The sequence below is a fragment of the Litoreibacter sp. GN1-5 genome (assembly GCF_055693805.1).
The window spans coordinates 1626797-1647438 of the sequence record NZ_JBVFUP010000001.1 but is presented as its reverse complement, the minus strand read 5'-3'; the positions used below and the strand labels follow the sequence as shown (position 1 = coordinate 1647438).

Annotated in this window: 20 protein-coding genes and 3 pseudogenes; 8 read left to right on the top strand and 15 right to left on the bottom strand. The window is 55.7% G+C overall.

The features are described from left to right. Positions 1-63: 63 nt before the first annotated feature. Complete coding sequence (locus ACZ1HF_RS08475; RefSeq protein ID WP_472657079.1) at positions 64-642, bottom strand: YceI family protein; 579 nt, start codon at positions 640-642, stop codon at positions 64-66. A gap of 152 nt (positions 643-794) precedes the next feature. Here ACZ1HF_RS08475 and ACZ1HF_RS08470 point away from each other — a divergent pair, with 152 nt between their 5' ends. After that, entirely contained in the window at positions 795-1838 is a 1044-nt protein-coding gene (locus ACZ1HF_RS08470; protein WP_472657078.1) for an aldo/keto reductase, read from the top strand. A gap of 54 nt (positions 1839-1892) precedes the next feature. Then, complete coding sequence (locus tag ACZ1HF_RS08465) at positions 1893-2417, top strand: lipocalin family protein (RefSeq protein WP_472657077.1); 525 nt, start codon at positions 1893-1895, stop codon at positions 2415-2417. Positions 2418-2488: 71 nt separating this feature from the next. Here the strand turns inward: ACZ1HF_RS08465 and ACZ1HF_RS08460 are convergent, their stop codons facing one another. The 4 genes from ACZ1HF_RS08460 to ACZ1HF_RS08445 form a co-directional block, all read right to left on the bottom strand. After that, positions 2489-3118, bottom strand: coding sequence for a 3-oxoacid CoA-transferase subunit B (locus tag ACZ1HF_RS08460; RefSeq protein WP_472657076.1), 630 nt, complete (start codon positions 3116-3118; stop codon positions 2489-2491). A gap of 1 nt (position 3119) precedes the next feature. Next, positions 3120-3386, bottom strand: a complete 267-nt coding sequence (locus tag ACZ1HF_RS08455; RefSeq protein WP_472657075.1) for a hypothetical protein — start codon at positions 3384-3386, stop codon at positions 3120-3122. Beyond that, on the bottom strand, positions 3386-4081 hold the full coding sequence (locus ACZ1HF_RS08450) for a CoA transferase subunit A (RefSeq protein ID WP_472657074.1): 696 nt from the start codon (positions 4079-4081) through the stop codon (positions 3386-3388). The genes ACZ1HF_RS08455 and ACZ1HF_RS08450 overlap by 1 nt, the downstream gene beginning before the upstream one ends. Before the next feature lie 233 nt (positions 4082-4314). After that, complete coding sequence (locus ACZ1HF_RS08445; protein ID WP_472657073.1) at positions 4315-4542, bottom strand: hypothetical protein; 228 nt, start codon at positions 4540-4542, stop codon at positions 4315-4317. A gap of 124 nt (positions 4543-4666) precedes the next feature. Here ACZ1HF_RS08445 and ACZ1HF_RS08440 point away from each other — a divergent pair, with 124 nt between their 5' ends. Then, the gene (locus ACZ1HF_RS08440; RefSeq protein WP_472657072.1) at positions 4667-5362 is read left to right on the top strand and encodes a M48 family metallopeptidase; all 696 of its coding nucleotides are present in this window, start codon (positions 4667-4669) and stop codon (positions 5360-5362) included. Positions 5363-5459: 97 nt separating this feature from the next. Here the strand turns inward: ACZ1HF_RS08440 and ACZ1HF_RS08435 are convergent. From ACZ1HF_RS08435 to ACZ1HF_RS08390, 10 genes and pseudogenes are all read right to left on the bottom strand, one after another. Beyond that, a protein-coding gene (locus ACZ1HF_RS08435) for an IS630 family transposase (protein WP_472656335.1) occupies positions 5460-6420 on the bottom strand; the annotation gives its coding sequence in 2 pieces (ribosomal slippage) (positions 5460-6074 and positions 6076-6420; 960 coding nt in all). 295 nt (positions 6421-6715) lie between these two features. Then, entirely contained in the window at positions 6716-7336 is a 621-nt protein-coding gene (rpsD, locus tag ACZ1HF_RS08430) for a 30S ribosomal protein S4 (RefSeq protein WP_472657071.1), read from the bottom strand. 131 nt (positions 7337-7467) lie between these two features. After that, the gene (locus tag ACZ1HF_RS08425; protein WP_472657070.1) at positions 7468-8163 is read right to left on the bottom strand and encodes a M50 family metallopeptidase; all 696 of its coding nucleotides are present in this window, start codon (positions 8161-8163) and stop codon (positions 7468-7470) included. Positions 8164-8167: 4 nt separating this feature from the next. After that, positions 8168-9172, bottom strand: coding sequence for a Hint domain-containing protein (locus tag ACZ1HF_RS08420; RefSeq protein WP_472657069.1), 1005 nt, complete (start codon positions 9170-9172; stop codon positions 8168-8170). Between the two features lie 229 nt (positions 9173-9401). After that, entirely contained in the window at positions 9402-9668 is a 267-nt protein-coding gene (locus tag ACZ1HF_RS08415; RefSeq protein ID WP_472657068.1) for a hypothetical protein, read from the bottom strand. Positions 9669-9954: 286 nt separating this feature from the next. Next, positions 9955-10452 (bottom strand): annotated as a pseudogene (locus tag ACZ1HF_RS08410) (IS5/IS1182 family transposase); the annotation flags it as partial. Between the two features lie 44 nt (positions 10453-10496). Beyond that, a pseudogene (locus ACZ1HF_RS08405) lies at positions 10497-12564 on the bottom strand (hypothetical protein). Between the two features lies 1 nt (position 12565). Beyond that, positions 12566-15344: pseudogene (locus ACZ1HF_RS08400) on the bottom strand (DUF4159 domain-containing protein). A 3-nt stretch (positions 15345-15347) separates the two neighbouring features. Then, positions 15348-16256 carry a DUF58 domain-containing protein gene (locus tag ACZ1HF_RS08395; RefSeq protein WP_472657067.1) on the bottom strand — a complete coding sequence of 303 codons (909 nt, stop codon included), beginning with the start codon at positions 16254-16256 and terminating at the stop codon, positions 15348-15350. Continuing rightward, the gene (locus ACZ1HF_RS08390; protein ID WP_472657066.1) at positions 16253-17260 is read right to left on the bottom strand and encodes an AAA family ATPase; all 1008 of its coding nucleotides are present in this window, start codon (positions 17258-17260) and stop codon (positions 16253-16255) included. Before ACZ1HF_RS08390 ends, ACZ1HF_RS08395 begins: the two co-directional genes overlap by 4 nt. Before the next feature lie 64 nt (positions 17261-17324). Here ACZ1HF_RS08390 and ACZ1HF_RS08385 point away from each other — a divergent pair, with 64 nt between their 5' ends. The 5 genes from ACZ1HF_RS08385 to ACZ1HF_RS08365 all read left to right on the top strand — a co-directional run bounded on the left by ACZ1HF_RS08385 (position 17325) and on the right by ACZ1HF_RS08365 (position 20562). Beyond that, a complete protein-coding gene (locus ACZ1HF_RS08385) occupies positions 17325-17921 on the top strand; it encodes a DUF1285 domain-containing protein (protein WP_472657065.1) in 597 nt (198 codons plus the stop codon). A gap of 94 nt (positions 17922-18015) precedes the next feature. Beyond that, positions 18016-18390, top strand: coding sequence for a VOC family protein (locus tag ACZ1HF_RS08380; protein ID WP_472657064.1), 375 nt, complete (start codon positions 18016-18018; stop codon positions 18388-18390). Positions 18391-18393: 3 nt separating this feature from the next. Then, on the top strand, positions 18394-19095 hold the full coding sequence (locus ACZ1HF_RS08375) for a helix-turn-helix transcriptional regulator (protein ID WP_472657063.1): 702 nt from the start codon (positions 18394-18396) through the stop codon (positions 19093-19095). 38 nt (positions 19096-19133) lie between these two features. Beyond that, complete coding sequence (gene ybeY, locus ACZ1HF_RS08370) at positions 19134-19637, top strand: rRNA maturation RNase YbeY (RefSeq protein WP_472657062.1); 504 nt, start codon at positions 19134-19136, stop codon at positions 19635-19637. Between the two features lie 40 nt (positions 19638-19677). After that, a complete protein-coding gene (locus tag ACZ1HF_RS08365; RefSeq protein ID WP_472657061.1) occupies positions 19678-20562 on the top strand; it encodes a hemolysin family protein in 885 nt (294 codons plus the stop codon). Positions 20563-20642: the final 80 nt, after the last annotated feature.

Sequence of the window (20642 nt, the reverse complement as noted above, 5' to 3'; positions counted from 1 at the left end):
ATCGTTCAGACCCTTTATCCGATGGCAGCCCCGACCGCCAGAGCTTCTATGGGCAGAAAAATATCATTGCGCTTGCTGAACGCGTGCAATGATGTCCAATGTAATGGCATCCGCAACCAAATTACTGTACCCGGACGCACCAAAATCTGATCGCCTTATCGCGCCGGTTACGCGAAAACTCAAACGGCGCAGGTCGCCTGCGTCAGTTCCGGCTTGCCTGTAGAGCGCAGCATTCAATGTGACAGGGCGTGTTACGCCGCGAATTGTCAGATCACCGTCGATCTTTGCCCCGTCTGACAGCCGACCTGAGCCGTTGAGGCGAATGCGTTTGGACACAAACCGAATGGTCGGATGTTTGGAAGTGTTCAATACGCTTTTAGCTTTCAGGGCTTCTGTCGCAAAGATCAGCCCTGCTTTTGCGCGGGCTGCATTGACGGTTATGTCAATGCTTGAGCTTTGCAGCCTTTGCGGGTCGATCCTAACCTGTGCGGATTGAACTGGCATAGCGCCCTTATTTGCTTTTCCGCTAAGCTCATAGATAAAGCCTACGGTCGATTTATCCGGTTCCAGATCATATTGTGCCGGCGCTGCAAAAGCGAAACCCGCCCAAAAGCCGAATAGGAGTACGAACATGTGTTTCATTGCAAATCCTCTAGAGCGTTTGCATGTGACATAGCACGCCTGAGCGCGGCACGTGTTCACTGTGATTTCACAATGGGTTGTTTTCGGCCTTGCCGTGCCGACGCGTTGCGTTAGGCTCTGCCGCAACTGTCTTTTAAACATAGGGTTTTTGCATGAAATACGTCCCTCTTGGCCGTAGCGGTCTGACTGTCTCTCAGTTGTGTCTTGGATCCATGACGTGGGGCACCCAGACGGATGAAGCTGGCGGTCATGCCCAGATCGATGCCTGTCTGGATGCTGGTATCAACTTTATAGATACGGCTGAGGTCTATCCGGTCAATCCGATGACCAAGGAAGGCGCTGGCCGGACCGAAGAAATCATCGGAACATGGATTGCCAAAACCGGACGGCGTGACGACATAATACTCGCCACAAAAGTATCTGGTGCGGGCAACAGAAATGTTCGTGATGGCGCGCCGATTTCCTCCAAGACCATCCAGCAGGGAGTTGAGGGGTCATTGAAGCGTTTGCAAACGGATGTGATCGACCTTTATCAACTGCACTGGCCCAACCGCGGCAGCTATATGTTCCGCCAAAACTGGGAGTATGATCCGTCTGGTCAGGTGTACGCCGACACGATCGCCCATATGGAAGATGTGCTGGGCGAGATGATGCGTCAGGTCGAAGTGGGCAAAATTCGTCATTTAGGTTTGAGCAATGAAACTGCGTGGGGCACTGCCATGTGGCTGCAAATGGCAGACCGCATGGGCGCACCGCGCGTGCAATCAGTGCAAAACGAGTATTCGTTACTATGTCGCCTCTACGACACGGATATGGCCGAGATGAGCTGCAATGAAGATGTCGCGCTACTGGCGTTTTCTCCGCTGGCCGCGGGTTATCTGAGCGGTAAATACCAAGACGGTGCTGTGCCAGACGGCTCGCGTATGTCGCTTAACCCGCAGATGGGCGGTCGTGCGTCAGCGCGAGTGCTGGACGCAACACAAGCTTATCTGGATGTTGGGGCGAAGCACGGGCTGGATCCTGTGCAGATGTCTTTGGCCTGGTGTTGCCAGCGGCCTTTCCCCACGATCCCAATATTCGGGGCGACCACCATGGATCAGTTGCAGGTCATACTTGAAGGCAAAGATCTCGTTATAGGGCAGGAGGTCTTGGATGATATTGCGGCTGCGCATAAAGCGCATCCAATGCCATATTGATCAATAAATTTTATACAATAAGATAAGCTTGGGGATGTTTAGAGAGGTAATAGTTTGAGAAGTTTCAGTATTGTCATATGTTTTCTAATGCTCTTATCAGCATGTGCTAAGCCGACCGAGCCACGCAATAGCTATCGAGATACGTCAAAAAATATATCTTCCAGTACCCGGTTTGAGCCAGCAAATTTCGCGGGTGACTGGTATCTGATCGAAACTTTTGCGTCAGATGCTGCAACGCCGGATGCGGTGATCATGTCCTTCCGTGATGACGGCAATGGTCAGCTGTCCTATAGCGAGACATCATTTGAGGACTCTGGCAAGCCAAAAGACTGGCTGGCATTGCAGGTGAACGGTCCGGGCAGGCTCAGCATTCCAAAAGCAAAAGCCGATGATGATCCGATCTGGGTGCTTTGGGTGGATGATGATTTTCGCACCGCGGTGCTTGGCACGCCTTCGGGGCAGTTCGGCCATATCATTAACCGAACGCCTGATCTGCGCGCCGACCGCCTGAAAGCAGCACGCGAGGTTTTGGTTTTCAATGGGTATGATCTATCCCAACTCAGAGGCTTGCAGCCGTAATCCATTGGGGTTGGGTCAGCCATAAAACTGAATACCGCTCTTTCGGTGAAGTCCAAGTGCGCGGGGAAACGTCAATTGACGATTTTCGCTTCTGTCGCCGCGCGCAATTCGTCTTCGGTCACGCCTTCGGCGGTTTCCACGATTTTCAGACCGCCCTCAGTCACATTGAGAACGCCCAGATTGGTGATGATCCGGTCCACGACTTTTTGCCCGGTCAGGGGCAGGGTGCAGGCCTTCAGCAGCTTGCTGTCGCCATGCTTGTTGGTGTGGTCCATCACCACCACCACGCGGCCAACGCCCGCCACCAGGTCCATCGCGCCGCCCATGCCTTTGACCAGCTTGCCGGGGATCATCCAGTTGGCCAGATCACCGTTTTCGGCCACTTCCATAGCCCCCAGAATGGCCATGGCAATTTTGCCGCCACGGATCATACCAAAGCTTTGGGCGCTGTCGAAATACGCGGTCTGGGGCAGCTCTGTGATGGTCTGCTTGCCTGCGTTGATCAGATCAGGGTCGATCTCATCTTCGGTCGGGAAGGGACCCATGCCCAGCATCCCGTTTTCCGATTGCAGCGTGACCTCAATGCCCTCGGGGATGTAATTGGATACCAGCGTCGGAATGCCGATCCCGAGATTCACATACCAGCCGTCTTGAAGTTCTTGCGCGGCCCGTGCGGCCATTTGGTTGCGATCCCAAGGCATATCAAGCTTCTCCTCTCGGTGAAAAAATGACAACTGGAAATTCAATAAATTCATGTTCTCCATGAGATGTGGAGACTGATCGGCTATCCATTTGTTCTATGCTTTCTCGGCCTGTTTGTTTGCAAATGTTTTCAATAAGCTGTTTGCGATTAGAGCTCTTTTGACTTGCCCAAATATCAATTTTATTTGCCAATTCAGTGAAGCTGGCAGCCGGATTTTCATTTAGTTCTGCTATAAACTCTTCTACCGAGCTAGGCCCATCATCCATCACGCTGCCCTCACTGTACGTTGTTCAATCCGTTTCTCGTGCTCGCCCTGGATCAGGCGGTGCACATAGATGCCGGGCAGGTGGATGGTGTCAGGGTCCAGGCTGCCGACGGGCACGATTTCCTCGACTTCCACCACGCAGGTTCTGCCACACGTAGCGGCGGGCGGGTTGAAGTTGCGGGCGGTTTTGCGGAACACCAGATTGCCCGTCTCGTCGCCCTTCCACGCCTTCACGATGGCCAGATCGGCGAAGATACCTTCCTCCATGATGTAGGTCTCGCCGTTGAAGTTTTTATGCTCCTTACCCTCGGCAATCACGGTGCCGACGCCGGTCTTGGTATAAAATCCTGGGATGCCACTGCCCCCCGCACGCATGCGTTCGGCCAGGGTGCCTTGGGGGTTGAATTCCAGTTCCAGCTCGCCCGACAGATACTGGCGCATAAATTCAGCATTCTCGCCAACGTAAGAGCTGATCATCTTCTTGACCTGCCGCGTCTGCAGCAGGATGCCGATGCCAAAATCGTCCACGCCCGCGTTGTTGGAGGCAAATGTCAGATCCTTTGTGCCAGCGTCCTTGATTGCGCCAAGAAGCAATTCGGGAATACCGCACAGGCCGAACCCGCCTGCGGCAATGAACATGCCGTCGAACAGAAGACCGTCCAAAGCCTCCGCCGCGTTACTATAGACTTTTTTCATGGGGGCACTCCGCGAAACTCAGTTGTAGATGTTGTCGCGCGTGCAGCATGGGAGTCAATTGAGAGCGGGTTTACCCACATCCCCTTAACAGCACGTTGAGAAACTGTGAAAGTAGCCACTGCAGGTCGTCTGAGAACTGGCAGCCCTTAGACTTAGTTTAGGTGAGTTAGCACTAAAGCCAATCTTATAGTCGTTCACCCCAGAAAAATGCCGTTGTCATACCTGCGCGCCCTTCATGGCAATCGATACGCCCCCTCAGGCAGATTAAGCGCTGCGGCCAGGTCTTTGACCTGCCTCATCGACAGCGTGATCCGTTGCAATTTGTCTGTCACGGGGTCCAGTTGTTCGAGCGTAATGCATTCCTCGAAACCGTTGATGCTGACATCACCTTGCAGATGGGGGCTGCCCTCATCAATCAATGTCACTATGGTTGCGTCAAATTCGTGCTCAATTGTGAACATGTTAAGCCCCTTATTTTATGGGATAAACAAATCAGTGCTGGCAGAAAAAGGCAAATATCAAAACACTGCACTTGGCGAGATCACATTGGCCCGCTAAGTTTTACTGCCAAAGATGAGGACACATATGCGATATATAGCTCTGACATTTGCAGCCATGGCGCTGGGCGCCTGCACTGTCGATTCTCCACCGCCAAGTCAGGATCCGCCCAAACAGGTCGCGGCTCCGCCAAAATTGTCGCAAGCGCAGGCAGCGCGGAACTTTTCAAGCGTGGTTCGCCGGGTTGAACCCGTTGCCGAGGCGCAATGCAGGGCGCGTGCCCCAAATCTGAATTGTGATTTCAAGATCGTCGTTGATGATCGCAAAGGCTTGCCACCCAATGCGTTCCAGACGCTGGATCGGTCTGGCAGACCAATCATTGGCTTCACGCTGGCGTTGATCGCCGATGCGCGAAATGCGGATGAGCTTGCCTTTGTGATGGGTCACGAGACGGCCCACCATATTGAAATGCATCTTGCCCGACAAAGACAGTCTGCTCAGGGTGGCGCGCTTGTGGGCGGGCTTATCGCTGCCGGGCTCGGGTTGAATGTGGATACGGGCGCGCAAATTGGTGGCACTGTCGGCGCGCGCGCCTATTCCAAGGATAATGAGCTTGAAGCCGATGCGCTGGGAACTGTGATCACCGCGCGGGCAGGGTATAATCCTGTGCGTGGGGCTCAGTTCTTTACCCGCATCCCTGATCCCGGTGATCGCTTCCTTGGTACACACCCGCCCAACGCAGCCCGTATCGAAACCGTGCGCCGCGTGGCATCTCAACTTTAAGTTAAGGGGCGATCTTTATAGTAAAAGATCGCCCTTTTTTACTATTAAACATCTTCATCGTGATGCAGGCGGTTAATCTGGCTAAAGCGTTTTGCATTTAATCTGAGGCGTATCCGGCGGCTTTGAGGAAGTTCCAGCATTCGTTTGGATTGAACATGTTGCAGATATCGCCAAGAGCCTCGAACAAGGCATCGAAAGTTCTTGCTCCGATGCGGCGAAGGTGCGCTTTGAGTTTGGAGAAGGCCATTTCGATCGGATTTAGGTCGGGGCTGTAGGCGGGCAGGAACAGGAACCAGCAGCCTCGCTTGCGCATGGCTTCGGCGGCGCGCGGGCTTTTGTGGGTGGACAGGTTGTCGAGGATGACGACTGTTCCGGGATCAAGCACTGGAGCCAGCTGTGTGTCGACGTAAGTGTCGAAGGTAGGTCCGTTCATCGGACCATTGATCACCCAAGGAGCGATCAGCCCGTCTTGCGTCAGACCGGCAATGAATGTCTGCGTCCCCCATCTGCCAAAGGGAGCGGTGCCGTAGAGCCTCTCCCCGACTGGAGCTCGCCCGCGCAGGCGTGTGAGGTTGGTCTTCACCGCCGTCTCGTCAATGAAGACCAGTCTGTGCGGCTCCTGGCGCATGCGGGGCTGACGGCGCGTGATCCAGTCACGGCGGGCTTGACGCACCACGGGCCGATCACGCTCTGCCGCGATCAGTCCTTTTTTTATATGAAAGCCCGGCGCGATGGAGGGCGCGGTGCAACGACGATAGCTGAACGTCTACGCCATGTGTTTGCAGGAGGGCAGCAGCCAGTTCCTTGAGCGTGATATCCGGTTCGGCCTTCACGATCTCCAGCAGAAAATCCCGGTGCGGCGCAAGCTTGCCAAATTGACCAGACGGGCGGCCTTGAGGCTTGGGCGCTATCGCGCCGCGTTCACGATGCTCTGCCGCAAAACGGACCGCCGTCGCAGCGCTAACTCCAAAAAGCCGCCCAGCCGAACGCGCTGAGTTTCCCTTGGCAATGTAAGCGCAAATCCGTTCCCGAAGGTCCAAAGAGTAGGGTTTGCCCATGATCCACCTCCCAGAGGAAGTGAAGCACACAAACAGCTCCGTGTGAATCCCCCTTCGATTCAGATCAAACGCAAACCGCTTTAGGCAATCCCATGCCGTGGGAGTTCGCATTGAAATTGAGACCGGAAATGAAGGTCGCGTAAGGTCAGAAAATCAACCGACGGGTCCTACCAATAACCGGACAGAAGTCGGATCTCAGGTCGCATGGCGCAACTCAAGCGCAGCACCGACACTCACTCACAAAAAGACCGCCCTGCGCGGTGCAGAGCGGGCCTGAATGTTTGGTGCGGAACGCTTAGTTCTGCGCGTAATATTCGATGACGAGGTTTGGTTCCATCATCACAGGGTATGGTACATCACCTAGCCCCGGTGTGCGGGTGAAGGTTGCCTTCATCTTGGAATGGTCGACCTCCATGTAATCCGGAACGTCACGCTCTGGTAGGCCTGCGGCCTCCAGAACCAGCACCATTTGCTTGGACCGGTCACGCACTTCAATCACGTCGCCTTCGGCGACGCGGTAGAACGGGATGTTGACCTTCTTGCCATTCACCGTGACGTGGCCGTGGTTCACAAACTGACGGGCGGCAAAGATCGTCGGGACGAATTTCGCGCGGTAGACGGCGGCGTCCAGACGACGCTCCAGAAGGCCGATCAGGTTTTCACCAGTATCACCTTTGACACGCTCGGCCTCTTTAAAGATGCGGCGGAATTGCTTCTCGGTCAGATCGCCGTAATAGCCTTTCAGCTTCTGCTTTGCGCGCAATTGCAGGCCGAAGTCAGACAGTTTACCCTTGCGGCGCTGGCCATGCTGGCCGGGGCCATATTCACGACGGTTCACTGGGGATTTTGGGCGACCCCAGATGTTTTCGCCCATCCGGCGGTCAATTTTGTATTTGGCAGCAGTACGTTTCGTCACTTGCTGATCTCCTTCTTAGGTATGCAGAAGGGCGTTGTCCTTTCCTGCGATTTTGCGCAGGCGACAGGCATCCCCTTGCAGGGGCCACCAACACCAATGAAGCCGCGCTTATATAACCCGCACAATCAGAGTCAAGCGCGCACTGTGCGGAATGTAATATTGCTGTTCTGTCCAAGCTGCGTGCGCAGCGTCCACACGATGATCGCAAGGCTTACCAACATCCATATGCCACCCCACAGGATCGTTGCGCCGCCAATCTCTTCGGCCAGCTTCCGTGCATCTGAACGCAGATGGGATCTTAAAATCGTATCGCTGACAATATCATAAGGCACATAGATCATGCTGGTCAGACCAATGACGCGCAAGGCCAGATCATTGACTGCGTGGCGCAGATATCGTGCGGTTGCCAGCAGCGCCACCCCTGTGACAAGTCCAAAAGCAATGGTGAAAACATCGCGCATGTAAAGCAGCGTCACCAACAATGTCAGTCCACCCAAGGCCGCCATAACCCACCGGTCAGCCGTTGATTTCAGCGCCAGAAGCAAAAGCGCCACCCCAATGCACAAAGACCCGATATATCCTGCGGTCAGGATCGCAAATCGGTTGCCACCACGGCTTATGACAAACCCGCCTTGCCGTGGCGAGACACTAATTTGCTCGACCGAGCCGCCCGTCAGCAAGGTTGCGGCCGCATGAGATAATTCGTGCAGATACACCACGAGTATCTTCAGAGGCACCACAACCGAGGTGCCCCAGAGCGTAAAGATAAGGCAAAGTAGTCCCAGTAGCTGCCAATGGCCTTTCAGCCATGCCATCAAGGCGGACATATACTTAGCCGTGCATCAAAATCGCTGCTTCCGAGGCATCAAGATTGCGCCGGGCGAAGGGGCCATAGGCATGTAGGTCCTGACTGATATGCGGCATCATCTCCAGCAGGCCCATACGCTGCGTCGGCTCTACCAGCTCCAGCGACGTGTTGGCCGGGTGATAGCTTTCCGTTTGCACACCGTTCGCCCAGAGGATTTGATGGTTTTCCAGAAGGATGTGCAGATAGGTCAGATTGCTGACCCCGTAATCTACGTGAACCGAGTGGTCATTGACCAGATCACGTGCCGCGACCAGAACTTCGGGCTGGTTGAACAGCGCCTGCGCTTTGGCCCCCTGAATCAGCACCCGATGGTGGGGCGAAACCAGCAGATCGTCGGTCGGCACGTCATGATCCAGCGCGTCCGCGCGAATACGGATCGGACGCAGCCGCGGTGCGGCGTGCAATGCGCTGTGGGCCAGACTACGATGGCCGATCCAGATGATCTCTTGCGGGCCATTATCCTTGGTCAGAACTTTGTCACCCGCCGAAAGCTCCTCGACCGGAATCGCGCCATCGGGGGTCGCAATTCTGGTACCTTCCGTGAAGCAGATCATATCATCGCTGGCATCGTCCTGCGCATAGAATGGCTTGTAGGACACCGAAACGACGCGGTATTCCTGCCCTGCAATCGGGGCGCCAGTGGCGCACCAAAGCACCTGTCCTTCAATCTTAGATGTTTCCAGCACGATCATCGTATGCTGCACTTGCCCATCTGATATCACAAAGGAGGTTCCAAGTCTGTAGCGGTCATCCCGCGCATAGGCCTGCCTGCGTATCTTGCCCGGATTGAAAATCCGGTCCCGTAGTGTAATTGCAACTTTTGGCGCAGCTTGATCCAGCCGTATTGGCTGGCCGTGATACGCCCATGTCTGTCCAAGTTCGGGCGCAATATCGCCCGCACACCACATGTCATCCAGTCTTGTCTGATTGAATCGCAGAACATACGTGCCGCTGAAGCTCGTCGTCATTTTACCCACCTGCTCAATATTTATTTGTTTCTTTTCTGAACCCTATCGCAGGAAGTTCACTTAAAGAAGTTCAGCATTGTACAGAGTTTGGAAACGGTGACTCAACGGCAACAGGAGGCTTATATAGTAGCTAAAAACAAATATGGCCCCTGTCAGGGGCCATATCTATGTCTCGTCTGTCGCGGGAAATTCTGAATATTCGACCGCGACGAAAAATTTGTGGAACGCCTTAGCTTTTCATTTCTTCCAAAAGCTCATCATACAATGCGCACAGTGCTTCCGGGTCGTTCTTCTCTTGTGCCTCAAGAGTTCCAGTCTGCATCTTGGTGGCAATTTCCTGAACTTTCGTTGGATCCGTGGCCGCAAGCTTTTGCATCTCAGTGGAGAGTTCGGCAATTTTACCGGTCGCTTCTTCGGTCGTGCATTCGGCCATCGCAGTTCCGGCGAATAGGAGTGACATTGTAACAGCAAGGCAGCCTGTGATATTACGCTTCATTATTCATTTTCCTTCTAATAACCTTTTTGGTTAAAATAATTAATATACCGAACATAAATATGCGGCAAGCACTTAAAGACCGTATGTGTGGAACATCAGCTGACTTCGGCCTTCACGTTACAAACTGACCCAATCATGTAATAGCGCGGGTGCTGTTAATGTTGGAAGTGAGCTGTTTCTTCAAGAAAGTATATGTTGTCGGCGCAGAAGGTGGGGTCTTGAACACGATGCAAGCCCCTTTCTGATCAGATTTTTGTGTTTTCTGTGGTGCAAGAGTGATCTAGCACGCATTGGCATTTGGGCAGCATTTCATCGGCGATGGGTGCGTCTGGCAGGTAAGTTGAGGGTCTGATACTTGGCCACCCATTTGCCAATCGGTCTTCAATTGGGATCAGAGTAGTTCCGGCGGAACTTTTTAAGTGCTTCACCCTCGGGACAGATGTAATGGTTGTTCTGGGCGTTCCATTCGAAGTCAGTGCGGGGCCAGGCGCTGTCTTTATGCCCAGCTTTGTCGATTATGCTGTGCGATCTTATGGTCAACCAGTAAGCCAAGCAGCAGGCTTAATCCATAGACGATATCCGCAATCACCCGCTCGGGATGCAGATCAAACCTGGCCTTCACTCGGTTCAGTATCGTGTTGGTTGACCTAACCCTAGCCTACCGGATCAACCTTGTTGCCTCGACATTGATGATCAAACCATGATCCGTGTCGATCAGGTAATTATTAGAGTAGGCAAAGAATGCTGGCTCTTTGCACGCTGCTGTCCATTGGCTAGGCTGGTCCGGACAGCACATCCCAAATCCTAACGGCGCAAGACGGTAGTGTTTCAGTTCCGACCTTCGCGCAGCCATGCACCAACGGACAGAAGGGCGGCCAGCAGCACGAACAACCAAGGGGAAACCAGTGGGATCACGGTGACATCGGTGGTCAGATATGCGTCGCGCGGGGTCAGGCCGATCCAGCCGTGCCCGGCGGCGTTGCGGCCTTCCCCGACCATGCGTAGGCCGGGAATACCATCTTCTACGTTCAGCACACCGCCACGGGTTTGATCAACCAAAGGCGCAAGTTTGTCACCGGAGGCGATCGTTTCGACAAATTCACGTGGGGCAGAGGGACCAACGCCGATGACAGTTTCTGTATCGCCTTCCTTGATTTTGTAGAGCCCTTGCTCCGGCGCTTGATATGTTGCGGTAAAGCGGCCGGGTTTGGACGGTTCAAGCGTCAGCATTTCAGTTGTGCCGTCCGGCTTTGTGATCTCGGCCTCGCCAATTGTTTCGGACAGGGTGCGGCGCGTCAGGGTAATGCTCTGCCCTTCGGCGGTGGCAATCAACGCCTCTTCTTCAAGATCGGGCTCTTTCATCATCCAATGCGCCAGACGCCGCAGAAGTTCCTGCTGTGGTCCACCGCCCTCAAAACCACGATGCCAGAGCCACGCATGATCGGACGCCAGAAGCGCCACGCGACCTTCGCCGACACGGTCAAGCGTCAACAGCGGGCGCTCGTCTATGCCGGTCATCAAGGTTTCACCGCTATTGGCCGTGACTTCAATCTGACGCATCCAACGTCCCCAGCCGGGCGTTCCGTCCTCGTTTGCTTTATTGGGTGCAAAAGTCTCTAGGCCCTCTGTGACGGGATGGCGCTGACCAATATCCGAGATAAGGGGGTAAACCCTTCCTCCAGCACACGTGCAGTGGGCTCTGCCGGAATGACCTCGGCCAATGGGGACCGGAAGATACTGTCGGCACCTGCAAAATCAGGGCCAGCCGAAATCAGAACGGCGCCGCCTTCTTCGGCGTATTGCCGGATACTGTCAAAGTAAACCGGTGTAAGTATCCCACGTCGTTTGTAACGGTCAAAGATGATCAGATCAAATTGACCTACCTTGTCAAAGAACAGCTCACGCGTGGGGAAAGCAATCAAAGACAGCTCGGACACAGGTACACCATCCTGCTTTTCCGGCGGGCGCAGGATAGTGAAATGCACCAAATCAACCGCCGAGTCTGATTTCAAAAGATTGCGCCATGTCCGTTCACCCGCGTGGGGTTCGCCCGAGATCAGCAGCACGCGCAAACGGTCACGCACGCCGTTTATCTGCACAACGGCCGAGTTGTTGCGATCAGTCAGTTCATCCTCGCCAGTCGCAATTTGGAATTGCAGCACGTTCCGCCCGCCATGTGGTAGCGTAAAGGGTAGTTCCAGATCTTCGCCCACAGGTACAGTGAAACTGCGGGGATCTTCGCCGTCTACGCTGATCGTCAGCTCTGCCTGACTGCCGGTGTCATCGGGAATGTCGCCCTGATCTTCCACCCGAAGGGTCAGTTGAATTTCTTCATCCAGAATTGCGAAAGCGGGGGCATCTTTGATGATCAAACGACGATCCCAATCGCCTTCACGGCCCGTTAGAAGTGTATGCAGCGGCGCCACCAGATCAGGGACGCGTTGGATGTCGTGAACCTGACCGTCGGTGACAAGGATCATACCTGCAATGCGCGATTGCGGCTCATCTGCAAGGGTTTGGGACAGGGCGGTCATCAGCTCGGTCCCGGCATCACCGATGCCATCGGGCACGTTCACTTTGCGCAGCTCCATCCCTTCGGCAACAATGTCTTCGCTCAGTTTTTCAACGGCTTGTGCCGTTTGTGAGGCACGATCAGACAATTTCTGGCTTGAGCTTTCGTCGATCACCATAACGACGATATCGGACAGGGGATCACGTTCTTCTGTTTGCAGCGCGGGGTTGGCGAGGGCTGCCAGTAATACCAAAGCTGCCAGCGCCCGTAGCCACCAACCACGTAATCTGCGCCAGATTGCAAGGCCAACCATCAAGGCGCATAGCACCGCAGCGACCCAGATCACGGGTAATGGCAGAAGGGGGCAAAGATTACATCAGTCATCTCAATTCCCTAATCTGTCCAGCAAGGCCGGGACGTGAACCTGATCAGATTTGTAATTTCCGGTCAGAACATGCATCACCAGATTAACGCCGAACCGGATTGCCATTTCACGTTGGCGTTCCCCACCAAAACCACGCCCGACTGGGTAAAGCGGGTTTCCTTGTTCATCAATTGCCCAGGCCGCAGCCCAGTCGTTTCCGCCAATCAGCACTGGTGTCACACCATCGTTGAGGTTGCGGAACGGCAAACCGTCCACTTGAACTGCATCTGCGGGGGCCGCTTCGACCCAGATGTCACGGCTGGCATGGCGCCCTGGGAAATCCTGCAAAAGATAGAAACTGCGGGTCAGTACGTGATCGCTGGGCACCGGCTCCAACGCAGGAACATCCAGCGGGCGTGCCAGCTGTTGTAACTTACGCCCCGTCGGGGTGGATGAACCGAAGCCCCCCAGATTGGCATCGCGCGTGTCAAATACGATCATGCCGCCTGTGCGCAGATAGCGGTTGAGATCTCGCATAGGCTTTTGCTGATGGCGTGGGCTGATTTTCAGTAACTGGCCAGTAAAGCAGGGGGTAGAACGCCAGCTCATCCGTTTCGAGATTGACCATGATCGGTGCCGCCGGTTCCACCGATGTGCGTCGAAACAGGTTCAACGACAAACCACGCAACCCTTCTTCTGACATACGGTCCAGCGTGGCATCGCCAGTTTGTACATAAGCAAGCACAACTTCGCTTGTTGCGCTTAACGCAACAGCGTCATCTGTCTGGGTGTTGGCGTTTTGCGCATCTGCGGGCAGGGCGGCGGGCAGGATCATCACCGCAGTAAGCGTACCAATCGCGGCCTGGCGCGGGCCGGAAAGTCGGCCCGAAATCCAAAGCGAGGCAAGGATATCAAGCATCAAAAGCAGCAACGCCCCTGATAGCAGCATACCTTGCAGCGGTGTCTCTTCCGCACTTACCATACCTTCCACTGTCACAGTTGCGGGCCAACTCGCAACTGTAAGTGTGTCATCCACCCCAAGAATGTTCAGCGCGACACGTCGATCATCGCCTGCATAGAGCCCCGGTTGCAATTGCGGGCCGATCTTGCGCGTGGCGAGTGTCTCGCCGGCGACACCGGGCAGGTTGTCGGCGTCCTGAACGCGTCCAAACGCGTCCAATATGTCCTCAATCACCCAGATCGAGCCAACAAGATCTTCTTGCGACAGCTCTGTCGGGCGTGTCGAGATCGCCAACCGTTCCAGCATCTGCACAAACAGACCTGACAGGGGCAAAGTGGACCATTCCGCATTGGCGGTGACGTGGAACAGGATTATTTGGCCATCGCCAAGCGCGTCCCGCGTCACAAGGGGCGTGCCGTCGGCCAGTGATGCAATCGTGCGTTCGGCCAGATTGGGATCAGGCTGCGCGACAACCTGACTTATGACCTGCACATCATCGGGAATTTGCAGCCCAAAGAACGGGCTGTCGCGGGTAAAGGCGCGCAGCTTCTTGGGTTCACCCCAGCTCATCGCACCACCGATACTGCGTCCACCAGCGCGCAAGCGCACAGGCAGAAGCGGGTCTTTCGTGTCCAGATCGGTCGAGGCAATGCGATTGCCGGCGAAACGGACCAGCATACCGCCCTCGCTGACCCATTCCTGCAAGGCTGTTGTTTCACTGGGCGCGAGGGTCGCAACATCGGCCAGAATGATCACATCGGGATTGGCCAGAAGCATATCTTCCAATGTGCCATCGATCAGATCAGCCGTTGGCTGCAAAGCACTGTGCAGGTAGTGCAGCGGCGATAAAAGATCCTCTGCTTCTTGCGCGCTGCTGCCAGCCAGCAACCCGACCGACCGGCGCTTAAGCGCGTCATCTGTCATCGTCACAGAACCGGCTGAGCGAATGCCCTCAATCTCAAAACGTCGCATACGGTTGCGAAGCTCTTTGGGCAGATCCATTAGGATATCAGCCTGCGTCTCACCGGGATCAAAGCTGACGGTTTTGCGGGCAAGTTCCTGCTCGATACCGCTTGGGTCCGGGCCATAGGCGATAACCGCAATATCGCGCCCCTGATCAGCGAAATTGCGCTGCGCCTGTAGCGAGATCATACCATCCTGAAATTTTGCAGGGTTCAGGGCAAAGACCGGGCGGGGGCTTTCGATCACGCGTACAGGCCCGCGGCTGGTCAGGATGTCGATCAGATCGCTACGGCCCTCATAATCCAGCCCGCCCGAGAACCAGACGGTCTCGAACGATCCATCCCCAAGGCGGGTTGACCAGTCGGCAATCTTCTCGGCATCCGGCGACCAGGCTTTGGGTTGCAGATTTGGCAAACCGGGTGTCAGGGCAGTTGCCGTCTGAAATGTCAGATCGCCAGCAGGCGGATCCGTGAGCAAGGCAATCGCCGCAGGTCGTCCGTCACGGGCAGCCTCGGACAAAAGCGCATCAACCCGTGCAATTCGCGCAGGCCAATCGCGGGCGCTGGCCCAGCTGCCATCCATGACAACCAGCATTGGACCGTCGCTGGACGGGGCCTCTTTCGGGTTCAGAACCGGACCCGCAAACCCGATAATAAAGGCCGCAATAGCCAGCATACGAATGGCCAGCAGCCACCAGGGCGTTTTATGCGTCTGTGTCTCTTCATCGTTCAGACCAAGCAGCAAAGCCACGCCGGGAAAACGCCGCCTGATCGGGGCGGGTGGCACAGCGCGTAGCAGCCACCACAAAATCGGGACAATGACAAGCGCACTCAGAACGAACGGGGCTGTAAAGGCAAGTGAGCCGAGTGAAAACATCCGTTATGCCCCCCGATCCAGTGCGGTGTATAACCACATCAGGGCCGACACGGCGGGTGTTGAGCTGTGGTGACAGTGATAACGCCACCCGGTTCTGCGGGCGACATCCTGCAAATGCGCTTTGCGTTCTGCAAGACGTTCCAGATAAGCGTCGCGCAGGGATCTGGCTTTCAATGTCTCAAACTGGACTGCACCGGACATGCTTTCAAACACAGTGCGTCCGTCATAGGGAAAGGCTTCTTCGTCCGGGTCAAGGATTTGCAGCAATGCGCCTTTAACGCCCCGGTCTGCGGATTTGGTCAACTCGTGTTCCACCGGGGTCGGGTCGCCCAGAAAGTCTGAAATGAAAACAGCGCGTGAGCCTGCTGGCAAAATGCGCGCGTTAGGGGTGCCGTAATCCGCAGCGCCTTCCGGGGCCATCAGGTGGGTGGCGATACGGGTCAAATGACCTTCGCCCCTGCGGGGCGGCGTGCCGCGATTAGCAAGGCCGAAGCGTTCCCCGCCACGGTTCAGCAGAACGCATAGAGCCAGCGCCAGAACACGGGCGCGGTGGCCTTTGGTCGGGCGGTCCTTACCGCCGCTGAAGGTCATCGACAGCGCATCATCTACCCAGAGCATAACCGATTGTGCAGCTTGCCATTCTTTCTGTCGGACAAAATGCGCATCACTGCGGCCTGACCTGCGCCAATCAATATCGCGCAGGCCATCGCCCTGTTCGGCTGGTCGGTATTGCCAGAACTCATCCCCCATACCCGCACGACGGCGTCCGTGATCGCCCAGAACCACATTGGCTGCCAGATGTTCTGCCTGTGCCAAAAGCGCAGGGAACGCTGCCGCATGGGCTTCAGCCCGATGTCGCAGCCCGGCGGGTGAGGTCGCGGGATCTATATTTATAGGGGCTGTTTGGCTCATGCAGCGGCTTTGCGGCGGGTAATGGTCTGCGTGACCTCGTCAATTACATCCGTCAGCACGCGGCCTTCGGCCCGTGCAGCAAAGGATAGCGCCATACGGTGCGACAGCACCGGTTGTGCCATTGCAGCAACATCGTCAAGCGATGGCGCAAGGTTGCCATTCAGCAAGGCCCGCGCCCGCACTGTCAGCATCAGCGCCTGCGCGGCACGAGGTCCGGGACCCCAGGCCACTGTCTGGCGCACAAGATCGGTTGCCTCTGCTTCGTCGGGGCGGCAGGCGCGGACCAGATCAAGGATTTGTTCCACGACCGTGTCGCCAACAGGCATTCTGCGCACAAGGGTTTGGGCTGCATTCAGTTCTTCCGGTGTAAAGATGGTTGTGGCCTCTGCCTCTTGGCTGCCGGTTGTTGCCATCAGAATAGCGCGCTCTGTCTCACGGTCCGGGTACGCGACGTTGATCTGGATCAGAAAGCGGTCAAGCTGCGCTTCGGGCAGGGGGTAGGTGCCTTCCTGCTCGATCGGGTTCTGCGTTGCCAGAACATGGAAAGGTTCGGGCAGGGCATGATCGGTTCCCGCAACCGTGACCGAGCGTTCCTGCATCGCCTGCAACAGCGCTGATTGCGTCCGGGGCGAAGCGCGGTTGATCTCATCGGCCATCAGAAGCTGTGCGAAGATTGGTCCTTCGATATAACGAAATGACCGCGTGCCATCATCTGCGGTTTCCAGAACCTCGGACCCGACGATATCGGCGGGCATCAGGTCCGGCGTGAATTGCACGCGATTGGCCGACAGCCCCATCACCGTGGACAGTGTATCGACCAGCAATGTCTTGCCCAGACCCGGCAAACCCATCAGCAATGCATGGCCGCCAGACAGCAGAGCTGTCAGGGACAAATCAACTACATCCGTCTGGCCAATAATCTTTTTGCCAATGCTGGTTCGGGCCAGCGCCAGCTTTGCGCCCAGTGTTTCTATGTCGTTCACCAGGTTTTCTGGGTCGGCCATGACAATGCTCCGTAATACGTTATATCTTAAGCTCTATATAAGGCAGATATAGTGAGATATAGAAATGGCAAAAGAAACCCATGCACAAAAGCTTGACCTGCCTTCGGCAAAAAGCATCGCAGCGAGTGTGCAGGAAGTGGCAAAAAAGGGCCTTCCGCCGGTAGAAAAGTGGAATCCGGCCTTTTGTGGCGATCTGGATATGCGCATTGCGCGCGATGGAACGTGGTTTTATCTGGGTACGCCAATTGGTCGCATGGGGCTCGTGAAGCTGTTTTCCAGTATTATTCGACGAGACGGGGATGATTACTTTCTGGTCACACCTGTCGAAAAAGTAGGCATTATCGTGGATGATGCGCCCTTTGTGGCCGTTGATTTCGATGTGTCAGACTCGGGTGAGTCGCAGGTTCTGACGTTTGAGACAAACGTCGAGGATCGTGTCGCCGCAGGCCCGGCCAATCCGATCCGTGTCGTTTATGACAAGCATGGGGAGCCCTCGCCTTATGTTCTGGTCCGCCGTAATCTTGAGGCGCTGATTGACCGAAAAAGCTTCTACCGGCTGGTCGATATCGGGACGCATCATGACGTGGACGGTGAAAACTGGTTTGGCATCTGGTCAGGCGGGACGTTCTTTCCGGTTATTCCCTCAGCAGAACTACCATGACATTCTTCAGCAGGCCTATCCTAAACACTACTGACAGAATGCTGTCAGCAGGGGTGTGCGATAGCGTCTCCATCGTAAACTGATGGAGACTGAGATGAGCAAACTTCCCGTAAACGCCGTTGTCTGGGCCGAGCTACCGGTGAACAATCTGGAAAAGGCCGTGGCCTTCTATTCAGCGGTTCTGGAATCTGAGATGTCGATTGTCACTGATATGGGCCCGCAACCGATCGCATTTTTCCCGGTGGCCGATCACGTGACGGGCGTCGCTGGGCACCTTTATGAAGGTAAGCCTGTCGATGGCGGTCCAACCGTACATCTTGCTGTAGCGGGATCGGTTGAAGATGCACAGGCTCGCGTACGTCATGCAGGTGGCAAGACCTTACCCGATATCGTGACCATTCCCGCGGGCCGTTTTGGCTATGCTATTGATCCCGATGGCAATAGCATCGGCTTGTTCGAAGGCACTTGACCCATGCGTCGTGCCGACCGCTTGTTCCAGATCGTACAACATCTACGCAGCGGTCGGCTGCTGACGGCGGCCCATCTGGCCGACCGGCTGGAGGTGTCGCAACGCACGATCTACCGCGATATTGCTGATCTGATCGGGTCCGGCGTGCCAATAGATGGCGAGGCAGGCATGGGCTATATGATGCGCGACGGCTACGATCTGCCGCCGTTGATGTTCACTCATGACGAGATCACGGCACTTGTGGCCGGTGCCCGCCTGCTCCGCGCCTGGGGCGGGGCGGCAATGGCGTTGGGCGCAGAAAATGCGCTGGACAAGATCGAGACTGTTTTGCCGGATGATGCACGCTTGAAGGCGCGCTCGGTCCATATCCATGCCTTGGCGCCGCGAGGCATGGATGATGAAATGCGCGCCCGGATTGATGCGCTTGAAGCCCATGCCGAGCAACAAGTGCGCTTGCGTCTGGCCTATTGCGATGCGGCCGGGGCGGCAACGATGCGTGTGATCCGCCCCCTTGGCCTGTGGTACTGGGGCGCGGTCTGGACTTTGGTAAGCTGGTGCGAACTGCGCTCGGATTTCCGTATGTTCCGGCTCGACAGGGTCAAAACAATAGAGGTTTTGGATAGCTACACGCCCTTGCCAGGCCAGACTTTGGCGGATTTCTTTGAACAGGAAGCCGGGTGTGGCAAACTTTCGGACCTGAACTGAGTTGACGCGGGCGGGTGTTTCCCGGCAAGGCTGGCATCATGACGGGTATTGATATCATGGTCGAGGATGACCGTTGGACCGCCGCAGGCCTTGGTGGGCTGGCGCAGTCTGCTGTGCCTGCCGTTCTGGCCGCTTTGGGGCTGGATGCGGACAGGTTTGACGTCAGCATTCTTGCCTGTGGCGATACCCGCATTGCCGAACTGAATGCCGAGTTTCGTGGCAAGTCCGTGCCTACGAATGTGCTGTCATGGCCGTCAGATGACCTTAGCCCTGATGCGCCGGGGGCGATGCCGCACCTGCCCGATTCGGATGGTCCGCTGGGCGCGGAACTGGGTGATATCGCCATTGCCTATGACATCTGTGCGCAGGAAGCTGCCGCACAAGGCAAATCATTTACAGATCATGTGACGCATCTTCTGGTTCATGGTAGCTTGCATCTGTTGGGCTTTGACCACATATGCGAAGAAGATGCAGCTCTGATGGAAGGTTTGGAGCAGCGTATACTTGCAACATTAGGTGTTCCTGACCCATATAGAGAGTAAGGCATCCAAATGCGGAGCCGATCGTATTGGAAAAGGATTGATGGGCGAAAATAACGACGGCTCGTCTGACGCAGCGCAAAGCGCGCAAGACCCAGACTTACAGCAAGACACTGACAAGCCGGGCGTGCTCGGCTGGTTGTCCGCCATATTGAAGCCGGCAGCTGATAGCGATGCCGAGCACGACACAAACGTAAATGGCGTCTTGGTATCCAAAATTGGCCTTGGCAATTTGCGCGACAAACGCCTTGAGGATGTCGCTGTCCCGCGTGCGGAAATTGTCTCTGTTCCTGTGGCGATCAAACTGGACGAACTGGTCGAGGTGTTTCGTGACAGCGGTCTGACCCGATTGCCAGTGTTCAAAGGGACGCTGGACAAGCCGATTGGCCTGATCCATCTTAAGGACCTCGCGCTCAAGCATGGATTCAATGGCAAGGGCGGACGGTTCTCGCTTCGCTCAATGGTGCGGCCCGTCATATACGCGCCGCCATCCATGCCGGTGGGTGTGTTGTTACAAAAGATGCAATCGGAGCGCAGGCATATGGCGCTGGTGATCGATGAATATGGTGGTGTTGACGGGCTTGTGACGATCGAGGATCTGATCGAACAGGTTCTGGGTGAGATTGAGGATGAACACGATCTGGCCGAAGATTCGCTTTGGAAGCTGGAAGAGTCCGGCTGTTATCTGGCACAGGCGCGCACGCCGCTGGATGATTTTGAGTCCGAGATCGGGTTTCGTCTTGCCAATGACGAGGTGGATGAAGATGTGGATACGCTGGGTGGACTGGTCTTTATGCTAACGGGCCGTGTGCCAGTACGCGGAGAGGTCGTGCCGCACCTGTCAGGTACCGAGTTTGAGATTGTTGACGCCGACCCGCGCCGCATCAAGCGTCTGCGGGTCCGTTTGCCAGAAGCCGAAAGCAGCTGACACCTTGAAATACCTTCCCCGCCGTCTCTTTTCACGCACTTACTGGCCAAAGCTGAGTGAGGCCGTTCTCAGTATCATCT

Excerpts from the sequence above, each read along its gene's own strand:
- ACZ1HF_RS08475 (WP_472657079.1), bottom strand. The coding sequence starts at position 642 with ATGAAACACATGTTCGTACTCCTATTCGGCTTTTGGGCGGGTTTCGCT.
- ACZ1HF_RS08470 (WP_472657078.1), top strand. The coding sequence starts at position 795 with ATGAAATACGTCCCTCTTGGCCGTAGCGGTCTGACTGTCTCTCAGTTG.
- ACZ1HF_RS08460 (WP_472657076.1), bottom strand. The coding sequence starts at position 3,118 with ATGCCTTGGGATCGCAACCAAATGGCCGCACGGGCCGCGCAAGAACTT.
- ACZ1HF_RS08455 (WP_472657075.1), bottom strand. The coding sequence starts at position 3,386 with ATGGATGATGGGCCTAGCTCGGTAGAAGAGTTTATAGCAGAACTAAAT.
- ACZ1HF_RS08450 (WP_472657074.1), bottom strand. The coding sequence starts at position 4,081 with ATGAAAAAAGTCTATAGTAACGCGGCGGAGGCTTTGGACGGTCTTCTG.
- ACZ1HF_RS08445 (WP_472657073.1), bottom strand. The coding sequence starts at position 4,542 with ATGTTCACAATTGAGCACGAATTTGACGCAACCATAGTGACATTGATT.
- ACZ1HF_RS08440 (WP_472657072.1), top strand. The coding sequence starts at position 4,667 with ATGCGATATATAGCTCTGACATTTGCAGCCATGGCGCTGGGCGCCTGC.
- ACZ1HF_RS08425 (WP_472657070.1), bottom strand. The coding sequence starts at position 8,163 with ATGTCCGCCTTGATGGCATGGCTGAAAGGCCATTGGCAGCTACTGGGA.
- ACZ1HF_RS08420 (WP_472657069.1), bottom strand. The coding sequence starts at position 9,172 with ATGACGACGAGCTTCAGCGGCACGTATGTTCTGCGATTCAATCAGACA.
- ACZ1HF_RS08415 (WP_472657068.1), bottom strand. The coding sequence starts at position 9,668 with ATGAAGCGTAATATCACAGGCTGCCTTGCTGTTACAATGTCACTCCTA.
- ACZ1HF_RS08395 (WP_472657067.1), bottom strand. The coding sequence starts at position 16,256 with ATGAGCCAAACAGCCCCTATAAATATAGATCCCGCGACCTCACCCGCC.
- ACZ1HF_RS08390 (WP_472657066.1), bottom strand. The coding sequence starts at position 17,260 with ATGGCCGACCCAGAAAACCTGGTGAACGACATAGAAACACTGGGCGCA.
- ACZ1HF_RS08385 (WP_472657065.1), top strand. The coding sequence starts at position 17,325 with ATGGCAAAAGAAACCCATGCACAAAAGCTTGACCTGCCTTCGGCAAAA.
- ACZ1HF_RS08380 (WP_472657064.1), top strand. The coding sequence starts at position 18,016 with ATGAGCAAACTTCCCGTAAACGCCGTTGTCTGGGCCGAGCTACCGGTG.
- ACZ1HF_RS08375 (WP_472657063.1), top strand. The coding sequence starts at position 18,394 with ATGCGTCGTGCCGACCGCTTGTTCCAGATCGTACAACATCTACGCAGC.
- ybeY (WP_472657062.1), top strand. The coding sequence starts at position 19,134 with ATGACGGGTATTGATATCATGGTCGAGGATGACCGTTGGACCGCCGCA.
- ACZ1HF_RS08365 (WP_472657061.1), top strand. The coding sequence starts at position 19,678 with ATGGGCGAAAATAACGACGGCTCGTCTGACGCAGCGCAAAGCGCGCAA.